At 53.1% G+C, this 17,998-nt stretch carries 9 protein-coding genes; all 9 read right to left on the bottom strand.

Going from position 1 to position 17,998, the window contains the following annotated elements; genetic code table 11:
- Positions 1–80: 80 nt before the first annotated feature.
- Positions 81–635 carry a peroxiredoxin gene (locus EHT25_RS08400; RefSeq protein ID WP_124873206.1) on the bottom strand — a complete coding sequence of 185 codons (555 nt, stop codon included), beginning with the start codon at positions 633–635 and terminating at the stop codon, positions 81–83.
- Between the two features lie 888 nt (positions 636–1,523).
- Positions 1,524–3,806 carry an FAD-dependent oxidoreductase gene (locus tag EHT25_RS08395; RefSeq protein ID WP_124873205.1) on the bottom strand — a complete coding sequence of 761 codons (2,283 nt, stop codon included), beginning with the start codon at positions 3,804–3,806 and terminating at the stop codon, positions 1,524–1,526.
- Positions 3,781–5,832 carry a glycoside hydrolase family 2 protein gene (locus tag EHT25_RS08390; RefSeq protein ID WP_124873204.1) on the bottom strand — a complete coding sequence of 684 codons (2,052 nt, stop codon included), beginning with the start codon at positions 5,830–5,832 and terminating at the stop codon, positions 3,781–3,783. The genes EHT25_RS08395 and EHT25_RS08390 overlap by 26 nt, the downstream gene beginning before the upstream one ends.
- 29 nt (positions 5,833–5,861) lie before the next feature.
- Complete coding sequence (locus EHT25_RS08385) at positions 5,862–7,595, bottom strand: sodium:solute symporter family protein (protein ID WP_124873203.1); 1,734 nt, start codon at positions 7,593–7,595, stop codon at positions 5,862–5,864.
- An 18-nt stretch (positions 7,596–7,613) separates the two neighbouring features.
- Entirely contained in the window at positions 7,614–10,127 is a 2,514-nt protein-coding gene (locus EHT25_RS08380) for a glycerophosphoryl diester phosphodiesterase (RefSeq protein ID WP_124873201.1), read from the bottom strand.
- 74 nt (positions 10,128–10,201) lie between these two features.
- A complete protein-coding gene (locus tag EHT25_RS08375) occupies positions 10,202–12,004 on the bottom strand; it encodes an FAD-dependent oxidoreductase (protein WP_124873199.1) in 1,803 nt (600 codons plus the stop codon).
- A gap of 56 nt (positions 12,005–12,060) precedes the next feature.
- Positions 12,061–13,182, bottom strand: coding sequence for a hypothetical protein (locus tag EHT25_RS08370; protein ID WP_124873197.1), 1,122 nt, complete (start codon positions 13,180–13,182; stop codon positions 12,061–12,063).
- A gap of 109 nt (positions 13,183–13,291) precedes the next feature.
- The gene (locus EHT25_RS08365) at positions 13,292–14,767 is read right to left on the bottom strand and encodes a RagB/SusD family nutrient uptake outer membrane protein (RefSeq protein WP_124873195.1); all 1,476 of its coding nucleotides are present in this window, start codon (positions 14,765–14,767) and stop codon (positions 13,292–13,294) included.
- Between the two features lie 119 nt (positions 14,768–14,886).
- Entirely contained in the window at positions 14,887–17,940 is a 3,054-nt protein-coding gene (locus EHT25_RS08360; RefSeq protein WP_124873193.1) for a SusC/RagA family TonB-linked outer membrane protein, read from the bottom strand.
- Positions 17,941–17,998 lie beyond the last annotated feature (58 nt).

The following is a 17,998-nucleotide window of genomic DNA, read 5'->3' as shown; positions in this document are numbered from 1 at the left end:
AATGAGCAATTGAGTGAATTGATCGAAGATTACGCTTCTTTACTCACACAATCGCTCATTCACACAATCGCAAATTGAAATTATGCGTTAAGTGTTTCTTCGCCTTTCACCCAGTTGCAGGGGCAAAGCTCGTCGGTTTGGAGGGCGTCCAGAACGCGGATCACTTCATTGACGTTCCGGCCTACCGACAGGTCGTTAACCGATACCCAGCGAACAATGCCTTGAGGATCAACGATGTACGTAACGCGGTAAGCGATTTTTTCGTTGGCTTCCAGAATGCCCAGTTCTTCGGCCAGTGATTTTGAGGTGTCCGCCAGCATCGGGAATTTGAGCCCACGCAGGTCGTCGTGGTTTTTGCGCCAGGCCAGGTGCACAAATTCGCTGTCGGTGGAAGCGCCAATGACAATCGTATCACGATCGGCGAAATCTTCGAACTTGTTGTTGAATTCGGCGATTTCGGTCGGGCACACAAACGTAAAGTCTTTCGGCCACCAGAACATCACCAGCCATTTACCGGCATTCTTGTGATCGTCCGACGATATTTCATAAAACTCATTGCCTTTTTCCAGCGATACTACGGCCAGTTTTTTGAAATCAGGAAATACGGAACCAACAGAAACAATTTGATTTTTCATGGATTGGATTTATTTGTACAGGTTGTAGTTTCTAAATTCTGTACAAAAATGCAAAAAAACGGGCTGGGATGTAAATCCGATTTATTGATTGGATATAGATAAAATCAATGCGATTTTTAACTCCTTAAAAACCAGTAAGTCAAATTTGTCTTGGTTGAAATAATTAAAAATAATATGTTTTTTATAATAATCGAGTAATGTAATTTTATCGAGAACAAGTTAAATAATGATTATAAACAAAAAAGTCAAAGCAAAACTGCAGGAATGATTGGCTCATTTTGCAATTCTGATTTGACTTTCAATGTATAGCAGGCTTCAGGTAGTCTTGAGCGGTTCATAGCGCAGAAAGACCTTACCTGACGGCTCCCGGTTGTCTGGATGCGGAGGTTAACGCTATCCGGATATTTCCGACGGATTCCCTAAATCGTTATTATTTCTTACGAGGAAATTTAGGCGTTGACTGAGGCAGCGGAATTGGTTGATACACGGGCGCCGGTTCCTGATTCCAGCCAAATAAGCTATTTCCGAGTGCCTTTAACTTTTCTTTGAGCGAATTAATCAAACGTGTCATTTTCTCCAATTGTTTAATGGTGAATGAGCGGTCAAAAAATGGTAGGCAGTTGTGCATGATCAGACCGGCCCGGTAACCAGCAACTTACTCTGAAATTCAGCGCTTTACAAAATGGAAGAATGGGAACCTGACAACCAATTTCTGTCAGAAGGCCAAAATCGATGATGGTGAAGCAGCGGTTTATACCTGGTATAACGCAAGTCTGGCAAGATTAGTTATGAAAACGACTAATTTCTTTTTCCTTTTACCTGAATTATAAACAGTTATTCCCACCCGTTGACTTCGGGTGGGAATAAAACCGGTTGGTCGCTGTATTTCTAGTTGGAATAACAACGTATTTCCAGCAAAGCCGCCGGAACCGGGCCGTTCATGGCTTTCAGGTGAATCGTCAGGCTGCGGGTTTCAATCGCCTGGTCGAAGCGAACGGTATTGCGGGTCTGGTGGTTATCGATTTGGTGAAAAACGCGCTCTTTGCGGTCGTTGCAGAGAATGTATTCACGAACGCAAAACGGCACTTCCGTCTCCGGGTGCGTCATGATCACGGTTTCGAGCGGGTGGTCGAAGTCGCCATCGAAAAACAATTCAACCCGGCCAATCGTCTGCGTTTCCGGCCAGCTTACCGTAATCGTTGGATTCGGATCGGCCGGATTCGCCACGTAGGCATTCGGCTGATTCGTCGGTCGTTGAATCCCGTTGCGCAGGTTTTCGACCCCGAAAAGTGCAATGCCGGATTCGATTTTCATCGCAATATTCTGGCCTTTCGGACGGCGTTCGGGTGTCCAGAATTCAAAGGCATCCACGCCGATGTCTTCCGTTGGTTCCTGTTTGCCAAAATTGGAAACGGCCGCGTTGACCTTGTTAAAAACCGACAGGATTCCGGTTGCGCGCAGGGCGCTGTATTGCAGTCTGAGGTGTTCGTTTTTCAGGAAAAGCACAAAAACATACCCCGGTTCCTCCAGCGTTGCCTCAACGTTCAATTCCAATTCCTGCTTGCCTTTTTTGACCGGCACGCTGAGCGTCTGGAGCGTTACATCCGGCGTGTGATTGTCCGGTTTACTACTCCGGCGCAATTCAACGGTCAGCGTTGTATCCTGATCCGCACTGACCCAAACCGTCAGGCCCGGCACTTTTCCGGCAGGCAACGGCAGCATCTGACCCGCTGAGGAAGTGAGTGGCAACAGCGGGCCATTGGGCGGTAACTCGTTCAGTGACAATTCACTCGAAGCCGAAAGCGTAGCTTTCTGCGTCAAATCAGCGGTGTCGTGAAGGTGCAGGCCGGGAATATGCTGACCGGTTTTTAAGAGCTCCTGCTGCAAATTTTTCATGCGGGCCGGTTCAGTCAGGTCGCGGGGCAGCAAATCGTCTTTCGCACAGAGTGCCGCCGCCATGCCAACGGCCTGTCCGCCGTAAGCGCTGGTTCCCATGACCCGCGAAGAGGCAAACGCCACGTGCGACGCGCTGATGATCCGACCGGCAATGAACAGATTTTTGATGTTGCGGCTGTAAAACGAGCGGTACGGAATCTGGTACATGCCCTTGCTATGCCATTGGTTACAACCCGGTTTTTCGGAAAAAACGCCGTCAGCGGGGTGCAGATCCAGCGACCAGCCCCCGAAAGCCACGGCGTCGGGATGCATCCGTTGTTCGACCACGTCCTGCTGTTTCAGGATGTAATCGCCTTCGAACCGGCGACTTTCGCGCTTGCCCGGAATTTGACCAACCCATTCCAGCGTCATCGTTTCGGCTTCGGGAAACTGACCGGAATTTTTGATGTGGTTCCAGACGCCATAGACCACTTTCCAGAGTTCCCACTTGATGGTTTCGGTATCGTGCACGGTATCGAGCCGACCGCCGTACTCGATCCACCACAGCTGACAGCCAAATTCTTTGGTATTAAACCGGCGGTAACGCGGAATCTGGGTGATGTCCGTCAGGGCGTAGGAGGGAGGTACGAATCGGACCGGTTTGCCGGTATCTTTCGAGTAAAAGTACAGCGAATGGCCCAGCAATTCGCCGTATTCGGCGGTTGGGGCAAATTTCTCCCCGAACTCCTCCGCCGACTCGGCGCCCATCCGAAACGCGGCTCCGGCCTGAAAAGCCACAACGCCGTCGCCCGATGCATCGCAGAACAGGGGCGCTACGAGCTCATAGGCCGTGCTGTTCTGGCTGCAAAATGCCTTCAAACCGGTGATCGTTTCCGCATCGGATTTTTCGACTGCGTAAACCGCCGTGTTCAGTAACAGCTTGATATTTGGCTCATTGATCACTTTTTCCAGCACAATCGTATCAAAAATCAGCGGATTACCTTCCGGGTTCCGGTAGAGATTTTCGAGCAATAATTCGTCGATGAAACCGCCTTCGCGCGCCCAGCGGTTGTTGTTCCCCATGTGCGAGGTGGCACCCAGCACCCACAGCCGGACTTCGCTGGAAGAGTTGCCACCCAGTACGGGCCGGTCCTGCACCAGCACGACGCGGATGCCCGCCCGGGCCGCCGTAACGGCACAACAGGTACCGGAAAGTCCTCCACCTACTACTATCAGATCAGCCTCGTGCCGGACGGTTTTGGGACCTCGTTTATCGGTTGCTTGTTCGCGTATCATTCGTCAGATCAATCGTTTGCGTAAGAATAGTAAAGCCAGTCGGCTTCGTTAGTTCGATGGTAAGTGTTTTGTCAAAACCACTGACCGGCAGCGTAATATCGACACTCTGACCGGGTTGCAGATCGGGCAAGGTCCGGGTTTGCCCGGTGGTTTTTAGCTGGTAATTTTTGAGGGTATAGGCCGGGAAATCCTGGCGAGCGGTGATCCGTAACTTAAGCTGATGCACCCCTTCCGGCCCCAATTCCCAGGCGGTTTTTTCAACGGTCACCGGCGCCATCCCTTTTTGGTGTGTGCTATACAGCGGCCGCTTCGAACGGTCGTGCCGAACCAGCCCCCAGGGGCGAGTGCCGTCGGGATTGGTGCCGTCGTGCCGACTAAGGTAATCGTTGTACGACCACCACGAAGCGCCAACCACGTACGGCAGTTGCCGGATGTCGCTCAGGAATTTCTCCAGGTGACTCACCTGACCCGCTTCGCCGTCTTTGCCATCCGCCCGGGTGCCGTATTCACTGATGAAAATCGGTTTGTCGGGATAGAGCGAATGGATGTGTTTCAGGATGTTAGCGTGGTTGCCGTAGGTGTTGGTCGAAACGAAATCACAATATTGCGTGGCTTCGTCTTCCGGTTTTTTCGGCAGCGTGTTCAACCGCATCGATGCGAACGTATACAACCGGGTTGGATCGAGTTCGCGGGCGTAGGCAATCATGTCTTTGGTCCAGCGCTGCCCGGCAGGTTGTTCGGAAAGGTACTCGTTTCCAACACTATAGGCGATGACGCTGGGGTGATTCCAGTCGCGTTCGACCATCTCGCGGAACTGCTGGCGGAACTTGGTGCGGATGGTGTCGTTGTCCATCTGTCTCGGCGTCAGCTGCCAGTTTCCGGCTTCCGTAATGATCAGCATGCCGTTGCGGTCGGCCCAGTCGTAGACGGTTTCGGAGGGCGTGTAGTGCGTCAGGCGCTGAAATTCCATGCCCGCTTCCTTCATCAGCCGCAGGTCTTTTTCAACCACCCAATCCGGTTCGAGCGACCCCAAATGAGGATAATCGACTACCCGGTTTCCACCCGCAACCTTGATCGGCTGGCCGTTCAGCAGCAACTGGGCATTCCGAACTTCCACTTTCCGAATTCCGAAATGCGTTTTAACCGTATCGCTGGCAGCCACCACCTGCACATCGTACAAGGTCGGCTGATCGACGCTCCAGAGTTTCACGTCGGCCGGTTTTAGCGCGGTTTCCGCAACCAGAACTGCCGTTTGGTTCGGAGCTACGCTGCCCGGCTGCTGTTTCCAGTTGAGTGTCAGCAGCCTGCCATTTTGTTCAACCCGGAAGGTGAGTTTCGGCGAAACTGCCTGACCGCCCGCATTCCGGATGCGGGTCCGGATTGTGAGCGTTGATGTACCTTTGGCGAGGTCGGGAATGGCTTCAATTTTTACGTTTTCGGTATAGACTTCCGGTTCGGCAGTCAGGTAAACCGGACGGATCAAGCCGCCGTAGTTAATCCAGCCCGGAAACGGATCGTTGGGTTCGTTGTAGTCTTTCGAGCCGGGGATGGTACCGTGTCGCCAGGTGTTGTTGTTGACCGAAACCGCAATGGTATTCGTACCGGCTTTCAGGAAATCCGTGACGTCGAAATGGAAAGGCGTATAACCCCCTTCGTGCGTCCCGACTTTGCGGTTATTGATCCAGACATCGGTTTCGTAGTACGAGGCATCGAAATGGAGTAGCACCCGCTTGCCGGTGGTGGGTTGCCACGGAAATGTCCGGCGGTACCAGGCGGTTCCGGTATAAAACTGGTAGCGCGGATCGACCGAAAAGCAATGCGGCACGGTCACTTTGTTCCAGCGATTGAGTGGCGCATCTTCCCGGTACCACTTGCCGGTTTCGCCCACGTCGTTCGGGTCCATCGCAAACACCCATTCCCCGTTCAGGGGAATCGCTTTCGGATCGCGAATGGTGTATTGGGCGAACGACACAGCGGCCAGTTGAAGGAGAAATAAAGTTGTAATTAGGATTTGTCTGTGTCTCATTCTATTAAGTATGAAAATTTTTCTCCCGATTATCCGTGATTCGACTTGACGATTTTCTCCGTTTGTTGCAATCCTGAAGGGATTTGAACCCGGCGGGATGCCGACCATGGAATCAGCGACGAAACCAGCACTACGGCTGAAATGACCGCCGTGATGACGGCTCCCTGCGTGGTCAGGAAACTCAGTCCGAGCAGCATGACGCCGGTAAAAACCAGCGAAACCGCAATGACCTGGAGGCCGAACCGGTTTTGCTTTTTAATTTCAATTGCTTCCTCTTCGCTTGCCGCTTCGGCAGTTTCGTCCCTTTTTTGCTGGGCTGCCGCGCGGTAATCCAGGTATTCATTCGCTACTTTTTCACGCGATCGCGCCCAGAGTTCGTAGGCCAGCAGAAGCAGTAAGGGCAGGCCAACACCAATGATGGTTTCGGTACCCCGACTGAGCTTGAAATCCAGCAACCAGGGAGAAATGGCTTTGAAAAACAGGTTGACCGTCAGCGCGATGCTCGTAATCCCGAGGGTTACTTTCCCGGTCAGGCGTTTGGAAAACAGAGCCCAGAGGGGAGGAGCCAGCAATGGACCGCCCGAAATGGACGAAATACTTAACACCACTTCGACAATACCGCCCGCTTTCGGAACCAGCAACGCAATAACAATCATCCCAAAACCGAAAAACCACGACGAGCCCCGGGCCACGCGAATCAATTGTTTGTCAGACGCTTGCGGATTGATTAGCCCCTTGTAAATATCGTTAGTGAAAACCGCCGACACCACATTCAGAGCCGTATTGGCGCTGGCCGAGGTTGAGAAATACATGCCCGTCAGCATCAGTCCGAGTAAACCGGGCGGCAGGACGAGCTTGCAAATCATCAGGTAGGCGTTTTCGGTGTCCAGACCGGTAAGCGCAGGATTGATGGCTTTGTAAATCATCGGCGGTAACATCCAGATTACCGGGCTGACGAGATACAATCCGGCAAAGAGAAACGCCACTTTTCGCGCCGATTTCGGACTATCGACGCTCGTGTACCGCTGCACGAACGTCCAGTTGCCGCCGATGTAACAGATGTGGTAAATGACAAAAGCCGCCACAAAGCCGAAGGTATACTCGCCGTTGAGCAGGTTGAAAAAGTCGTCCGGAACAGCGTTCGTGAAGCCGTCAAAACCGCCCACCCGATCCAGCGACAGGGGAAGCAGAATGAACACGGCAGCCGACAGAACCACGAATTGCAGAATATCTGTCACCATGACGGCCCAAAGACCCCCGACGGCGGTGTAGGCAATCATGAAAATGCCCAAACCGATGGTGCAGGGAATCAGGGGGAGGTTCAGCGACGAACTGACCAGTTTCGCCACCGGGTATAGAACCGAGCCTTTGATAAAAACCGATACGAGGGTAAAAATGAAAATGTACACTTTCTGAACCGTCAGCCCGAGCCGTTTCCGGATGTATTCGGCCGCGGTTAAGGCACCCGTCGCTTTCCAGCGCGGGGCCAGGTACAAACCGGTGACCAGCGCGCCAATGCACATGGTCCACTGAATCGTGATGGCGACCCAGCCGTGCTTGTACGCGATGGAACCCCAGGCGACAAACGTACCGGCGGAGAAAAAACTCATGAACAGCGACAGCCCGCCGATGAACCAGGGCACGGCTTCTCCCCCCGCAAAAAACGACTTGAGATTGCGTCCGGTCCGGGCAAACAGCATCCCGATTCCAAGCACAAAGGCGGAGAAAACGAGGATGACGATGGTATCAATGGTTGTATTCAAGTTCTTTGATTGTTGGGTTTACAACTTTCGGCTTTCAATCGTTATCACCTCAAATCCAAAAGCCGGTAATTGCTTCTTAGTGGCTTTCCGGCCTTTCGCAGTTAGTTGAAAATCAGACGGCTGGGCGCTGTTGTTCAGCAGAATCACAAATACCTTGTCTTTTGTTTCGGATTTCGCCAGGATGTAATCGACGGATGGATTGTCGATCGTCACCAGCTTTTCGTCAATGACCAGATTCGCTTTTTCGCCATTGACGGTTCCTGCGGCAAAACCGTAGGTCTGGTGCGGACCCACTTTCGGGGTCACGAAACCGCGCGGGAAAACCACTTTGCCGCCCGAACGAAGGTTTGCTTCCGCCAGCAGGTAATCCGTGAGCCAGCCGATTTGCCACCAGGCGTGGTGCGGATACGGTCCGGCGCCCCGGTTCATGGCCTGCCAGTAATACGACGCCACACTGGTTTTGGCATCCACAAACGCATCCCGTCCAATGGCACCGGCCCGCGCCATGTCCGCAAAAATGGGCTCTTTGGTCATGCCATACATCCGGATGAACAGGCCCGCGTGGCTGCACAACTGGATCGGTCCGTGCCGACCCGCCGAGCCGAAAATCCCGCCGTGCTCGAAACTTAAACCCGCCTGACTGATTTCCCAGTCTTCGCGCGCAACGCCGTTGACGGTTTTCGGTTTGTGGCTGGCAATCGGGTGTGTGTAAATCGAGGTCGTGTAAATTTTGGCGCACTCAATGGCGGCCGCTTTGTACCGCTCGTCTTTCGTCAGGTCGTACAAATCCAGAAAAGCCTGCGCCGACTGTCCGGTGGCAAAATCCGGCGCGTAACGGGCATCCCCGCAAACCCCCAGAAAGCTCCCGGTTTCAACGGCATTTTTGATCAGCCAATCCGCACCCTTACGGGCCGCAGCGAGGTATTTCGGGTCTTTCAGGATGCGGTGGGCGACGATCATGCCGTAAAAAGTCGGCCGGACGTCCTGAATATCTTTGAAAATTTCCTGTTCCGTTTTCTTGTCGTAAGCCACCGCCCAACTGCCATCCGGTTTTTGCCAGGTCAGCAAACGCTCGGCCCCAAACCGTAACCGCTCTTTCAACTCGGCGTCGTTCGGTTCAAACAGTAACATGTTACCAATGTCGAGCATCGTGTAATACGTCAGCGCAATCGGTTCAACCACGGCACCCCATTCTTCCACAAACTTTTTCGATTTGGCCAGGTAATATTGTCCTTCCACGGCGCCTTTGAAAAAACCGTTGTTCGTTTCCTGCTGAACGAGCTTGAAATTTTCGGCATAAGGCAGCACATTTTTCGTCAGCGCCGAATCGCCGGTGGCCGTGGCCAGCATCCACATTGCGCCGTAATCCGAATTTTTCATGGCATCCTTGTCGGAACCGACCACCCCGCCGAGGTACGACTGCGCCCCGATTTTCTTGCCTTCATACTCTTCCACGTTCCAGAGCGAGGTTTTCGGGTCGATCAGGTACTGGTGCATTTTCTGGATGCGATCGGTCAGCGACTGCCTGCTTTTCCGCAGCGCCAGCGACTCCTTGAACTGGTAAATATCGTACACCGTGTGGTTCAGGGCTTTGAACCAGTCGCCGTCGGTCAGGCTGTAGCGGAACGTATACGTGATGGTTTCGCCCGGTTTTAAGGTCGATTTCGGTTCCCCCAAAACCGGATAATACAGCGTCGGCGACAACTGAGCTTTGCGGTTCATGTGTGACAAGCCGATGTTCCAGTCGAGCTGCGTGATTTTGTCGTTCGCCCACGGATCGCGCGCCAGACCCGGTTCCGGAATCACGGCGAGCGTCAGGCCGTTTTTCGTGCTGATCATCGGCGACAGCGTACTGGCGCAGCGCTCGCGGTAGACCACCGGCAATTGCGGAATACCGTGGCCGTAGGCGTAAGCCAGCACAAAATTCGGCTGTAGTTTATTGCCCTGAAAATACCCCGGCACCGTCGCCCACGACAGGTTTTGTTCCGAAACCGTAGCGAGTGTTGGACTGGCCAATGAGAAAAAACCGCCTTTTTTCGCTGTCAGCGTTTGTTTGACAATGACATCCTGCGGAAACTTCGGGTCCAGCGTCCATTCAGTGTTGATCGAAGCCGCGTCGGTTTCCTGCCTGAACGTCAGATTTTTACCGGTTTGCTGGGCTTCTTTCGGAAAAAAATGAATGGCTTGTCCAGCGGTATTCAGCGAAACCGGGCTCGTACATTCGGCCCACTGAACCTGCTGATAATGGTATTCGTGACCGGGGAATTCGGCACCCGTAATGTCCTTGAAGGTACGCTCCGGTTTGTCCGACGGTTTTTCGGCTGCGTAGAGCAAGGTGTTTTCGCCCGATGGTTGGGCGAGTGTCTGCCACTGCTTGTTTTTTTGCACCGCTACTTTCTGCAACCGCCAGCCGCTGGCGGTTGATTCCCAGATCAGTTGCACCCGGTCGTTCGACAACCCGACGGTTTTCGGTTTCTGAGAAAAACCGCATAGGCTGACAAATCCGAGTAATAGACTAAGGCTGTATTTCATGGTAGTTAGTTCGTTTTTTGACCTTTGACGATTGACCGCCGACGATGGTCAATGGTCGATCGTCATTCGTCGATTTACGGCTTTGCCGCCGTCGGTTCGTCCTTGATAATCGCCATGAATTCCGGCAAATGTTCCTGATAAACCCCGCGCGGTGACGTATTGTATTTCTTGGCTACATAAGCTGCAAAACCGACCACCTCGCCCATCATACCGCAGGTCCGCATGACGCGGGTGCTGCCGAATGCCACGTGCGTGGTGCTGATGTTCCGGCCCGCCATGAACAGATTGGGAATGTTTTTGGAATACATGCAGCGGTACGGAATCGTGTACGGCGCTACCTTGATGTGCTTGGTGCCGGCGAAAAACTCCTGACCTTCAAAGTGTTTGCTGTTTTGGGCGTCCGGAAAGTGTAGGTCGATTGTCCAGGTGGCGGTCACAGTGCCATCTGAATACTGTTTGCCTTCCTGAATGTCCATCTGGTTCAGCACATAATCGCCCAGCAGCCTCCGGGACTCGCGTTTGCCGCCGATGTAGGCCACCCACGCCAGTTCGCGTTTGGCGTATTTGTCTTTCTTGTGATTTTTCAGGTACGACCAGTTGCCGTAGATCGCCCGCAGGTTGTGGTCGCGGATTTTCTCGGCGTCGGTGATGGTGTTATAATTGCCAAAACCGGTTTCCCACTGCCAGTCCGAGCGGGCTTCGTCGATGTGGTATTCATCCGAAAACGGCAGCGCCCAGGGTGTTTCGGGAAAGGTAGTGGCCGTATCGCGGTCCAGCGACGCCCACAGATTTGAGGTTCCCAGCGTGAAATCATCCGATTTTTCGGCCGCCAGCGATTCACCCGTTTCGGCTTTGCTTTCGCGACCAAAGCGGTAGTCGGCCCCGGCCAGATAGCCCAGCGTTCCGTCGCCCGTGCAGTCGGAAAAATACGTTCCTGTAAACCGTACTTCCTTGTTGGTGGCAATGTCGCGGCCAATCACGGCGGAAATGGCGCTGCCCTTTTTCTCAATTTTGTAAACGTGCGTATTCAGGTAGAGCGTTATGTTGCGTTCACCTTTCACAATGGCGGTTTTCCGGGCATCGCCGTATTCCTGCGCATCCGGGTGGCCATTTCCGGGATCGCCGTTATCCATTTCGCGGACGATCCGGCCCAGTTTCGGGTAATGGTTTTTGTCCACATCACCCCGCAAATGCACCCGAACTTCGGAGCTGTTGTTACCGCCCAAAACCGGTCGATCCTGAATCAAAGCTACTTTCAGTCCCATTCGGGCGGCCGAAATGGCGGCACAGGTTCCGGCAATGCCTCCGCCAACCACCACCAGATCAAAGTTTCCGGCTTCGGCGGGTTTGTCGGACAGGTTCAGCAATTTATTCCGGAAAGCAGTCAGGTCAGCCGGTTTATCGGGAGGTGTAAATTTGGGTATGTTGGTAAACAGAATGGCGTCGCAGCGGCCATTAAAACCGCTCAGGTCGTGGAGTGCGAGTTTCAGCTGATCGGTTTTAACGTCGATTTCGCCCCCGTTGTACCATTTCCAGGCGTCGGAACCGCTTTCGCCGAAAACCGGATTCAGCGGTTTTCCGTCAAGAACAACCTGAAATTTGCCCGGACCTTTCGGAAACGGCGCCCAGTCTTTCGTGCGAACCCAGATCTGGTATTTGCCTTTTTTGGGAAAACTGACAGTCGTTGTGGCATCTTTCACCGGCCGTCCCATGCCGTGCGCCATGAGGTAAGACGAACCGATGACCACGAACGATTGCTGATCGATCACCCACCCGCCCTTGTTTTCGAACGATTCGGTTTCCACAAACACGTGGTCCTGAGCCGACAGCCGTAGTGCAAGCAGCAGGAAAAAGAGGGTTTTGAGTGCGTTTTTCATGGGAACAGTCAGGTTGTAAAGTCAGGTATTGGGTTTAGGATGAATCAACGTTAGGCTTAGGGATTTTTTGCTTTGTAACTGTTCATTCGGGTCACAATATCCCGGTTTTTGGGATGAAAGGCCGTCAGAACACGGTAAATTTCAGCCGTATAATCCGGGTTGGAATGGGTCAGATGAGACGCCAGATTTTGCAGCGCTTTCTCAGGTAATTTCGGCTGAGTGGCCAGTAGCTTAAGCATCAGCCTGAACTGCTCCGGGTTGGCGCTGGTCAGTTCTTTGGTAGTCAGGTCGGCCAGGGGAGCACCAAACGGAATTTTGGCCAGCTTTTTCAGAATCACAATCTGGATCGGATAGGGCGCTTTTCGGAATGTTTCCCACAACCAAAGCTGCCGGTTCGAATCGAAAAAATACGGATCGGCAATGCGTTGCAGGGCAAATCGAGCCGTGTAAACATTGGTTCCCCGCATGATTTTCTGCACATCGGCGTTAAACGTGGCATCCAGATTTCCGTTCTGGTCGATCACCCGTTCCATCGCCCAGTATTGGTAGTAATGGTTGGTGCTGGACAAAAACCGGTGCAGCAGCGATTCATCCCGGTACGTTTCCATAATCCGCCGGATTTCGTCGATGACATAGCCATTGGCAATGTGCCAGAGCGTGTAACAGGTGTAAACCGCCCCGTCGATCACCTCGTTTTTCACAGTTTTCAGGGTCGCTCCGGCTTTGGCATCGACGGAATCGGCCAGGTTTTCGGTCCCTTTTCCAACCAGGTCGTTCATCGCAACGTCTTTCAGCAACGAATTGGGGCGGCTCAGAATATCCTGCAACTTGTCGTAATCTTCCTGTTTGAATTCCTTGTGATCCATTTTAGTCAACACCTCGCCCGGCGGAAAATCGTAGCGGAGGTAGTTTCCCACCAGATCCCAATAGAAGTTGATGTACACCGGTTTACACTCGCCCGTCAGACAAACCGGGGTGAAAATGTTCCGAAAGAAATAAGCGGGATGTCCGGCGTCATCGAAGGCCAGCTTCAGAATATAGGTCGTGGTATCGTTTTCAATAATGGTAAACTCCCGCACTTCGCCCGGCATTTTCGGTTGCGTCGATGCGGCATCCGAACGCAGGGGAAACGCCAGAATCACCATGATCAGAAAAAGAAAACCACTGAAATTTTTCATCTACAACGTTGATTTGATTACGTACCCACGGACTTTAGTCCGTGTCTTGAAACCCTATTTAGTCAAGAATTTCAACAAAACACGGACTAAAGTCCGTGGGTACGTTCAACTATTTCCAATCCGGATTCTGCTCCAGTTTCGGATTGGCGTTCAGTTCGTCCTGGGGAATCGGGAAATACCGGTTTTTCGCCGTTACGTTCCGAACGGGATACACCGCATTCACCGCTTTGGGAATAACCGTCAGGAACTTGCCCGTCCGGGTCAGGTCATACCAGCGGTCGCCTTCGGCGAAAAACTCCCACGCGCGCTCCTGCAAAACCGCTTCGATAAACGCGTCTTTCGACAGCCCGGTTGCCAGATCGGCCAATCCGGCCCGTTTCCGAATGGTGTTGATGTACCCGTAAGCGGTAGCCGTCGGTCCGTTCAGACGCGCTTCGGCTTCGGCCGCAATCAGGTACATATCGGCCAGCCGTAAGATCGGAATATTCGGGATCAATCCCTGCGTCGAAACCGGGTCCTGGTATTTTTTGATCAGCACGCCATCGGTGGTGATCGGCGTTACGCTCCGCTGTGGTACGGTTTTGCCATTCTTGTCCACGTACGTCGTATCCAGCAAAAGCCGACGTTTGTCCTGCGGATTGAACGAGTTGTAGAATGACTGGTAGGCAAACATCGACCCGAACGTAGTTTTGCCGTATTCCGGTCCACCGCTGGCGGCAGGTCCGCACAAACCGGTCAGCTGGTGCGAACGGCCCGGCGAAATCGGGTCCACTTCGTACGCCCACATGTTTTCGATGCGCGCGGCATCTTCCTTGTCGTATTTGTAAACGTCCCGCACATCCGGCATCAGGGAATATTTACCCGACGTAATCACTGCCTGCGCTTTTTCGAGCGCTTTCTGCCATTCTTCGTTATACAGAGCCGCTTTGGCGTACAGGGCATTCGCTACTTCCTTGGCCGGGCGGCCTTTGTCAACTGCCGGATAAGAGGGCAAACCGGCCGCCAGGGCCTGATCCAGATCCGCGTAAATCTGTTTGTAAACGTCCGCTTTCGGGCTTTTGCCAACGATCGCATCCGCTTCCGAATAGCTCGGCGTGGTTTTGATGGGCACATCACCGAAGTTTTTCACCAGCATCCAGTAGTAGAACGCCCGCAGGAAATAAGCTTCCCCGATGATCTGCTTTTTACGGGTTTCGTCCATCACCGCTGCCGGAACTTTGGCGATGATCCAGTTGGCTTTTTCGATGCCGTCGTAGCCCGACGACCAGATTTGCTGGGGCGCTTCGTTGATCCGTGAGTTACTTTTCTGGGTCGTGTAATTAACGTCGTAGGTGAAGAGTGTCAGCGTGTTACGGCCTACTACGCCCCGCGGATAGGTCTGGTCGTCGCTAAAGTCCGGCACCAGCGTTCCGGCCGGGCCGCTGTACATATCCGCAAACGGATCGTAAGCCGCCACGAGCCCTTTCTCCGCATCGGCAGCGGTTTTGTAAAACGCTTCGGTGTAAATGGACGAATAAATCGTTTCGTCCAGCTCACAGCTGGTCAAACAGAAAACAGTGAATATGGGAATGAGTATCTTTTTCATGTTGAAAGGTTCTTGAACTGGGATTACGGGGATTAAAGGATTAAGAGGACATTCTGCGGATTAATTAGTATGTATTTGAAATCCCATTAATCCTTTAATCCCTGTAATCCCAGTTCTAATTAGAATGTGACCTGCAAACCGCCCAGGAATGATTTGGCTTGGGGATACACCAGGTTGTCGATACCGATGGCAGTATTTTGTCCCGCGTACGTGTTCACCTCCGGATCAAAACCGCTGTACTTGGTGATCGTGAACAGGTTGTTGGTGCTCACATACACCCGGATGGACTGGAGTCCTTTGATGCGCGGCAGCGTATAACCCAGCGTCAGGTTCTTGCAACGCAGGTATGAGCCATCTTCTACCACCTGACTGGTTACGGGCAAACGACCGGCCTGAAAACCGCTCACGTACTCGTTGCTCGGGTTGGTGGCCGACCAGCGGTTAGCGAGTCCGGCAAACTGGTTGCGCTGACCCAGCGGCATTTCGAACGACAGGCGGGCCGCATTATAAATATCATTGCCCTGCGAACCCGACAGGAACATGCTCAGATCAAACCCTTTAAACGACAGGTTCGTCGAAAAACCGTATATAAACTTCGGATTTGGATTTCCGCTGATTACCTGATCGGCCGCCGAGATGGCACCGTCGCCGTTGATATCTTTCACTTTCAGGCCACCCAACCGACCGTCGTAGCCGGGCAGGATCGTTTCGCCGGTCTGGTTGATGCCGTCGTACACATACGTCTTGAAAACACCCAGTGGCTGACCTACTTTCAGGACCGAATAGGCCGTGATAAACCGTTCCTGCGTGGTGCCGCCGTCCAGATCCAGCACTTTGTTGCGGTTCATGGTCAGGTTACCGTTGACATTCCACTTCAGCGCACCATCCAGAATCCGGGCGTTGACAGCGAACTCCAGACCTTTGTTTTGCATCGAGGCAAAGTTTCCGGTGATGGTGCTATAACCCGAACTCAGCGGCAAGCCTTTCACGTACAGCAGATCCTTCGTGGTTTTCTGGTACGCATCGATAATGAAACTAATGCGGTTGTTCAAAATCCCAATGTCGAGACCAATGTCGGATTGGGTTGAACGTTCCCACCGCAAATCGGGGTTTGCAATGCCCGACGGGTTGATGCCCGTTACAAAAGCATGATTGAGGTTGTAGTCACTGCCCAGGGCCGCAACCGTCGCCAGCGATTGATAGGGAGTTATACCGGCGGCATTTCCGGTAATCCCGTAGCTACCCCGAAGTTTGAGATCCGACAGCCAGGAAAGATCTTTGGCAAACGGTTCTTCAATGATCCGCCAGGCAGCCGAAATCGCTGGAAACAACCCGTATTTGTGGTTGGCTCCGAATTTGCTCGATCCATCGACCCGAGCCGTTAAATCCAGGAAGTATTTGTCTTTGTATCCGTAATTGACACGCGCCAGGTAGGAATCCAGCCGCTGACGATCCCGCGTACTGGTCACCGTGCGGTTTAGTGCCAGTTGCAGGGCTTCGTTCTGGGTCGCATCGTTCGGAAAACCGTTGACGTTGATCTGGTTCTGATTGTATTGTTCCGATTGCGACGCGACCACCGCCGTGGCTTTGAAGGTGTGGTCGGTAGCGAAACTTGTACTGTAGGTCAAAATGCTTTCATGCAGCAAATTCAGATTATTGCCGTTGACTTTGAACCCGGACCCCGAATTGTCGTTCAAGTCCGATTTATTGACGATCGAGCGGGGGGAGTACCCATCGCGCAAGCTGCTCTGGATGTCGGCATTGAACGAAGCCCGGTAAGTGAGCCCTTTCAGAATGGTGAAATCAGCGTAGGCATTCACGAGGGTTCGCTTGATGGCGTTCCGGTTCAAAACACTGGCGAAGTTCAACGGATTGGTCACTTCCCGGTATTGACCACCGGCCTGTTCACCAAATGGGAAAACCGACCCGTCGGCCCGGTATGGCACCAGCGTTGGCGGAGCACCAATGGCCGCGCCGAGGATGGACGCCGTGACCACGCCCGCGTCGCCAATGGTTTGTGAACCGGTTGTAATTCCGGAGTTGATCGCGTAACTGCCTAAGATACTGGTTCCTATCTTGACGCGATCACTGATTTTATGATCGACGTTCAGTCGGTAGGAATAGCGTTTGAAAGCCGAATTGATAATGATTCCTTGTTGGTCGAAGTAGTTGGCCGACAGCGCCACCTGCGTTTTTTCGGTTCCGCCGTTGATCGACAACTGGTGGTTCTGGATCGGAGCCTGGCGGAAAATCAGATCTTGCCAGTTGGTCCCTTCGCCCAGGGAAGACGGATTGGGGTAGAAATTGTTCTTGAAAACTTCATTCTCCAGCTGGGCAAATTGGGCCGCGTTCAAAACCGGTAAGGTTTTGTTGACTTTCTGAACGCCGTAATAACTATCGAACGTGACGCGGGTGGCACCGGTTTTACCGCGCTTGGTCGTGATCAGGACAACCCCGTTGGCCGCCCGTGAGCCGTAAATCGCTGATGCCGAGGCATCTTTCAGAATTTCCACCGATTCGATGTCGTTCGGGTTGATGGTTGACAGCGGGCTGACATCGTTGATGCCGCCACTGTTTGAAATCTGAATCCCGTCGACAACGTACAGTGGTTCGGAGCTCCCGTTGATCGAGTTGGTCCCGCGAATCCGGACGCTGATGTTACCACCCGGTGCGCCCGTGTTCTGGTTTACCTGCACCCCGGCAACCCGCGATTGCAGCCCCTGGGCGACGTTGGCAACCGGCGTTTGCACCAGGTCAGCGGCTTTGACCGACGCAATGGCACCGGTGGTTTCGACTTTCCGCTGGGTTCCGTAGCCAACCACGACAACTTCATTCAGCGACCGGTCGTCCGACACCAGCGAAACATCGATGCTGGTGCGACTGCCGACGCTGATTTCCTGCGAAACGTACCCGATATACGAGAACGTGAGAACCGCCGATCCGGCGCTGGCCTCCGGTATGGTAAGGGTATACTGACCGTTGACATCGGTTGTCGTGCCTTGGGTCGTGCCTTTCAGAATGACGTTGACTCCGGGCAGCGCGTCGGTGCCGGAAGTGACCCGGCCGCGGATAGACGTGGTGCGGCCAGACTGGGCGAATGATGAGAAAGAGAGGGCTAGCCAAAGGAGACAGAGAAGTCCGCTCGCTAACCGGTTTGGTTTAGGAAGCTGCATACGTAAATCTGGACATTGTCCTTGCGGTTAATGGTTGGTATTGAAAATTTACTATTTC

Origin of the sequence: Larkinella rosea (assembly GCF_003858635.1) — a bacterium.
Lineage (GTDB): Bacteria > Bacteroidota > Bacteroidia > Cytophagales > Spirosomataceae > Larkinella > Larkinella rosea.
Note: the sequence above shows the minus strand (reverse complement) of the source record. Positions and strands in the feature narration are given on the sequence as shown.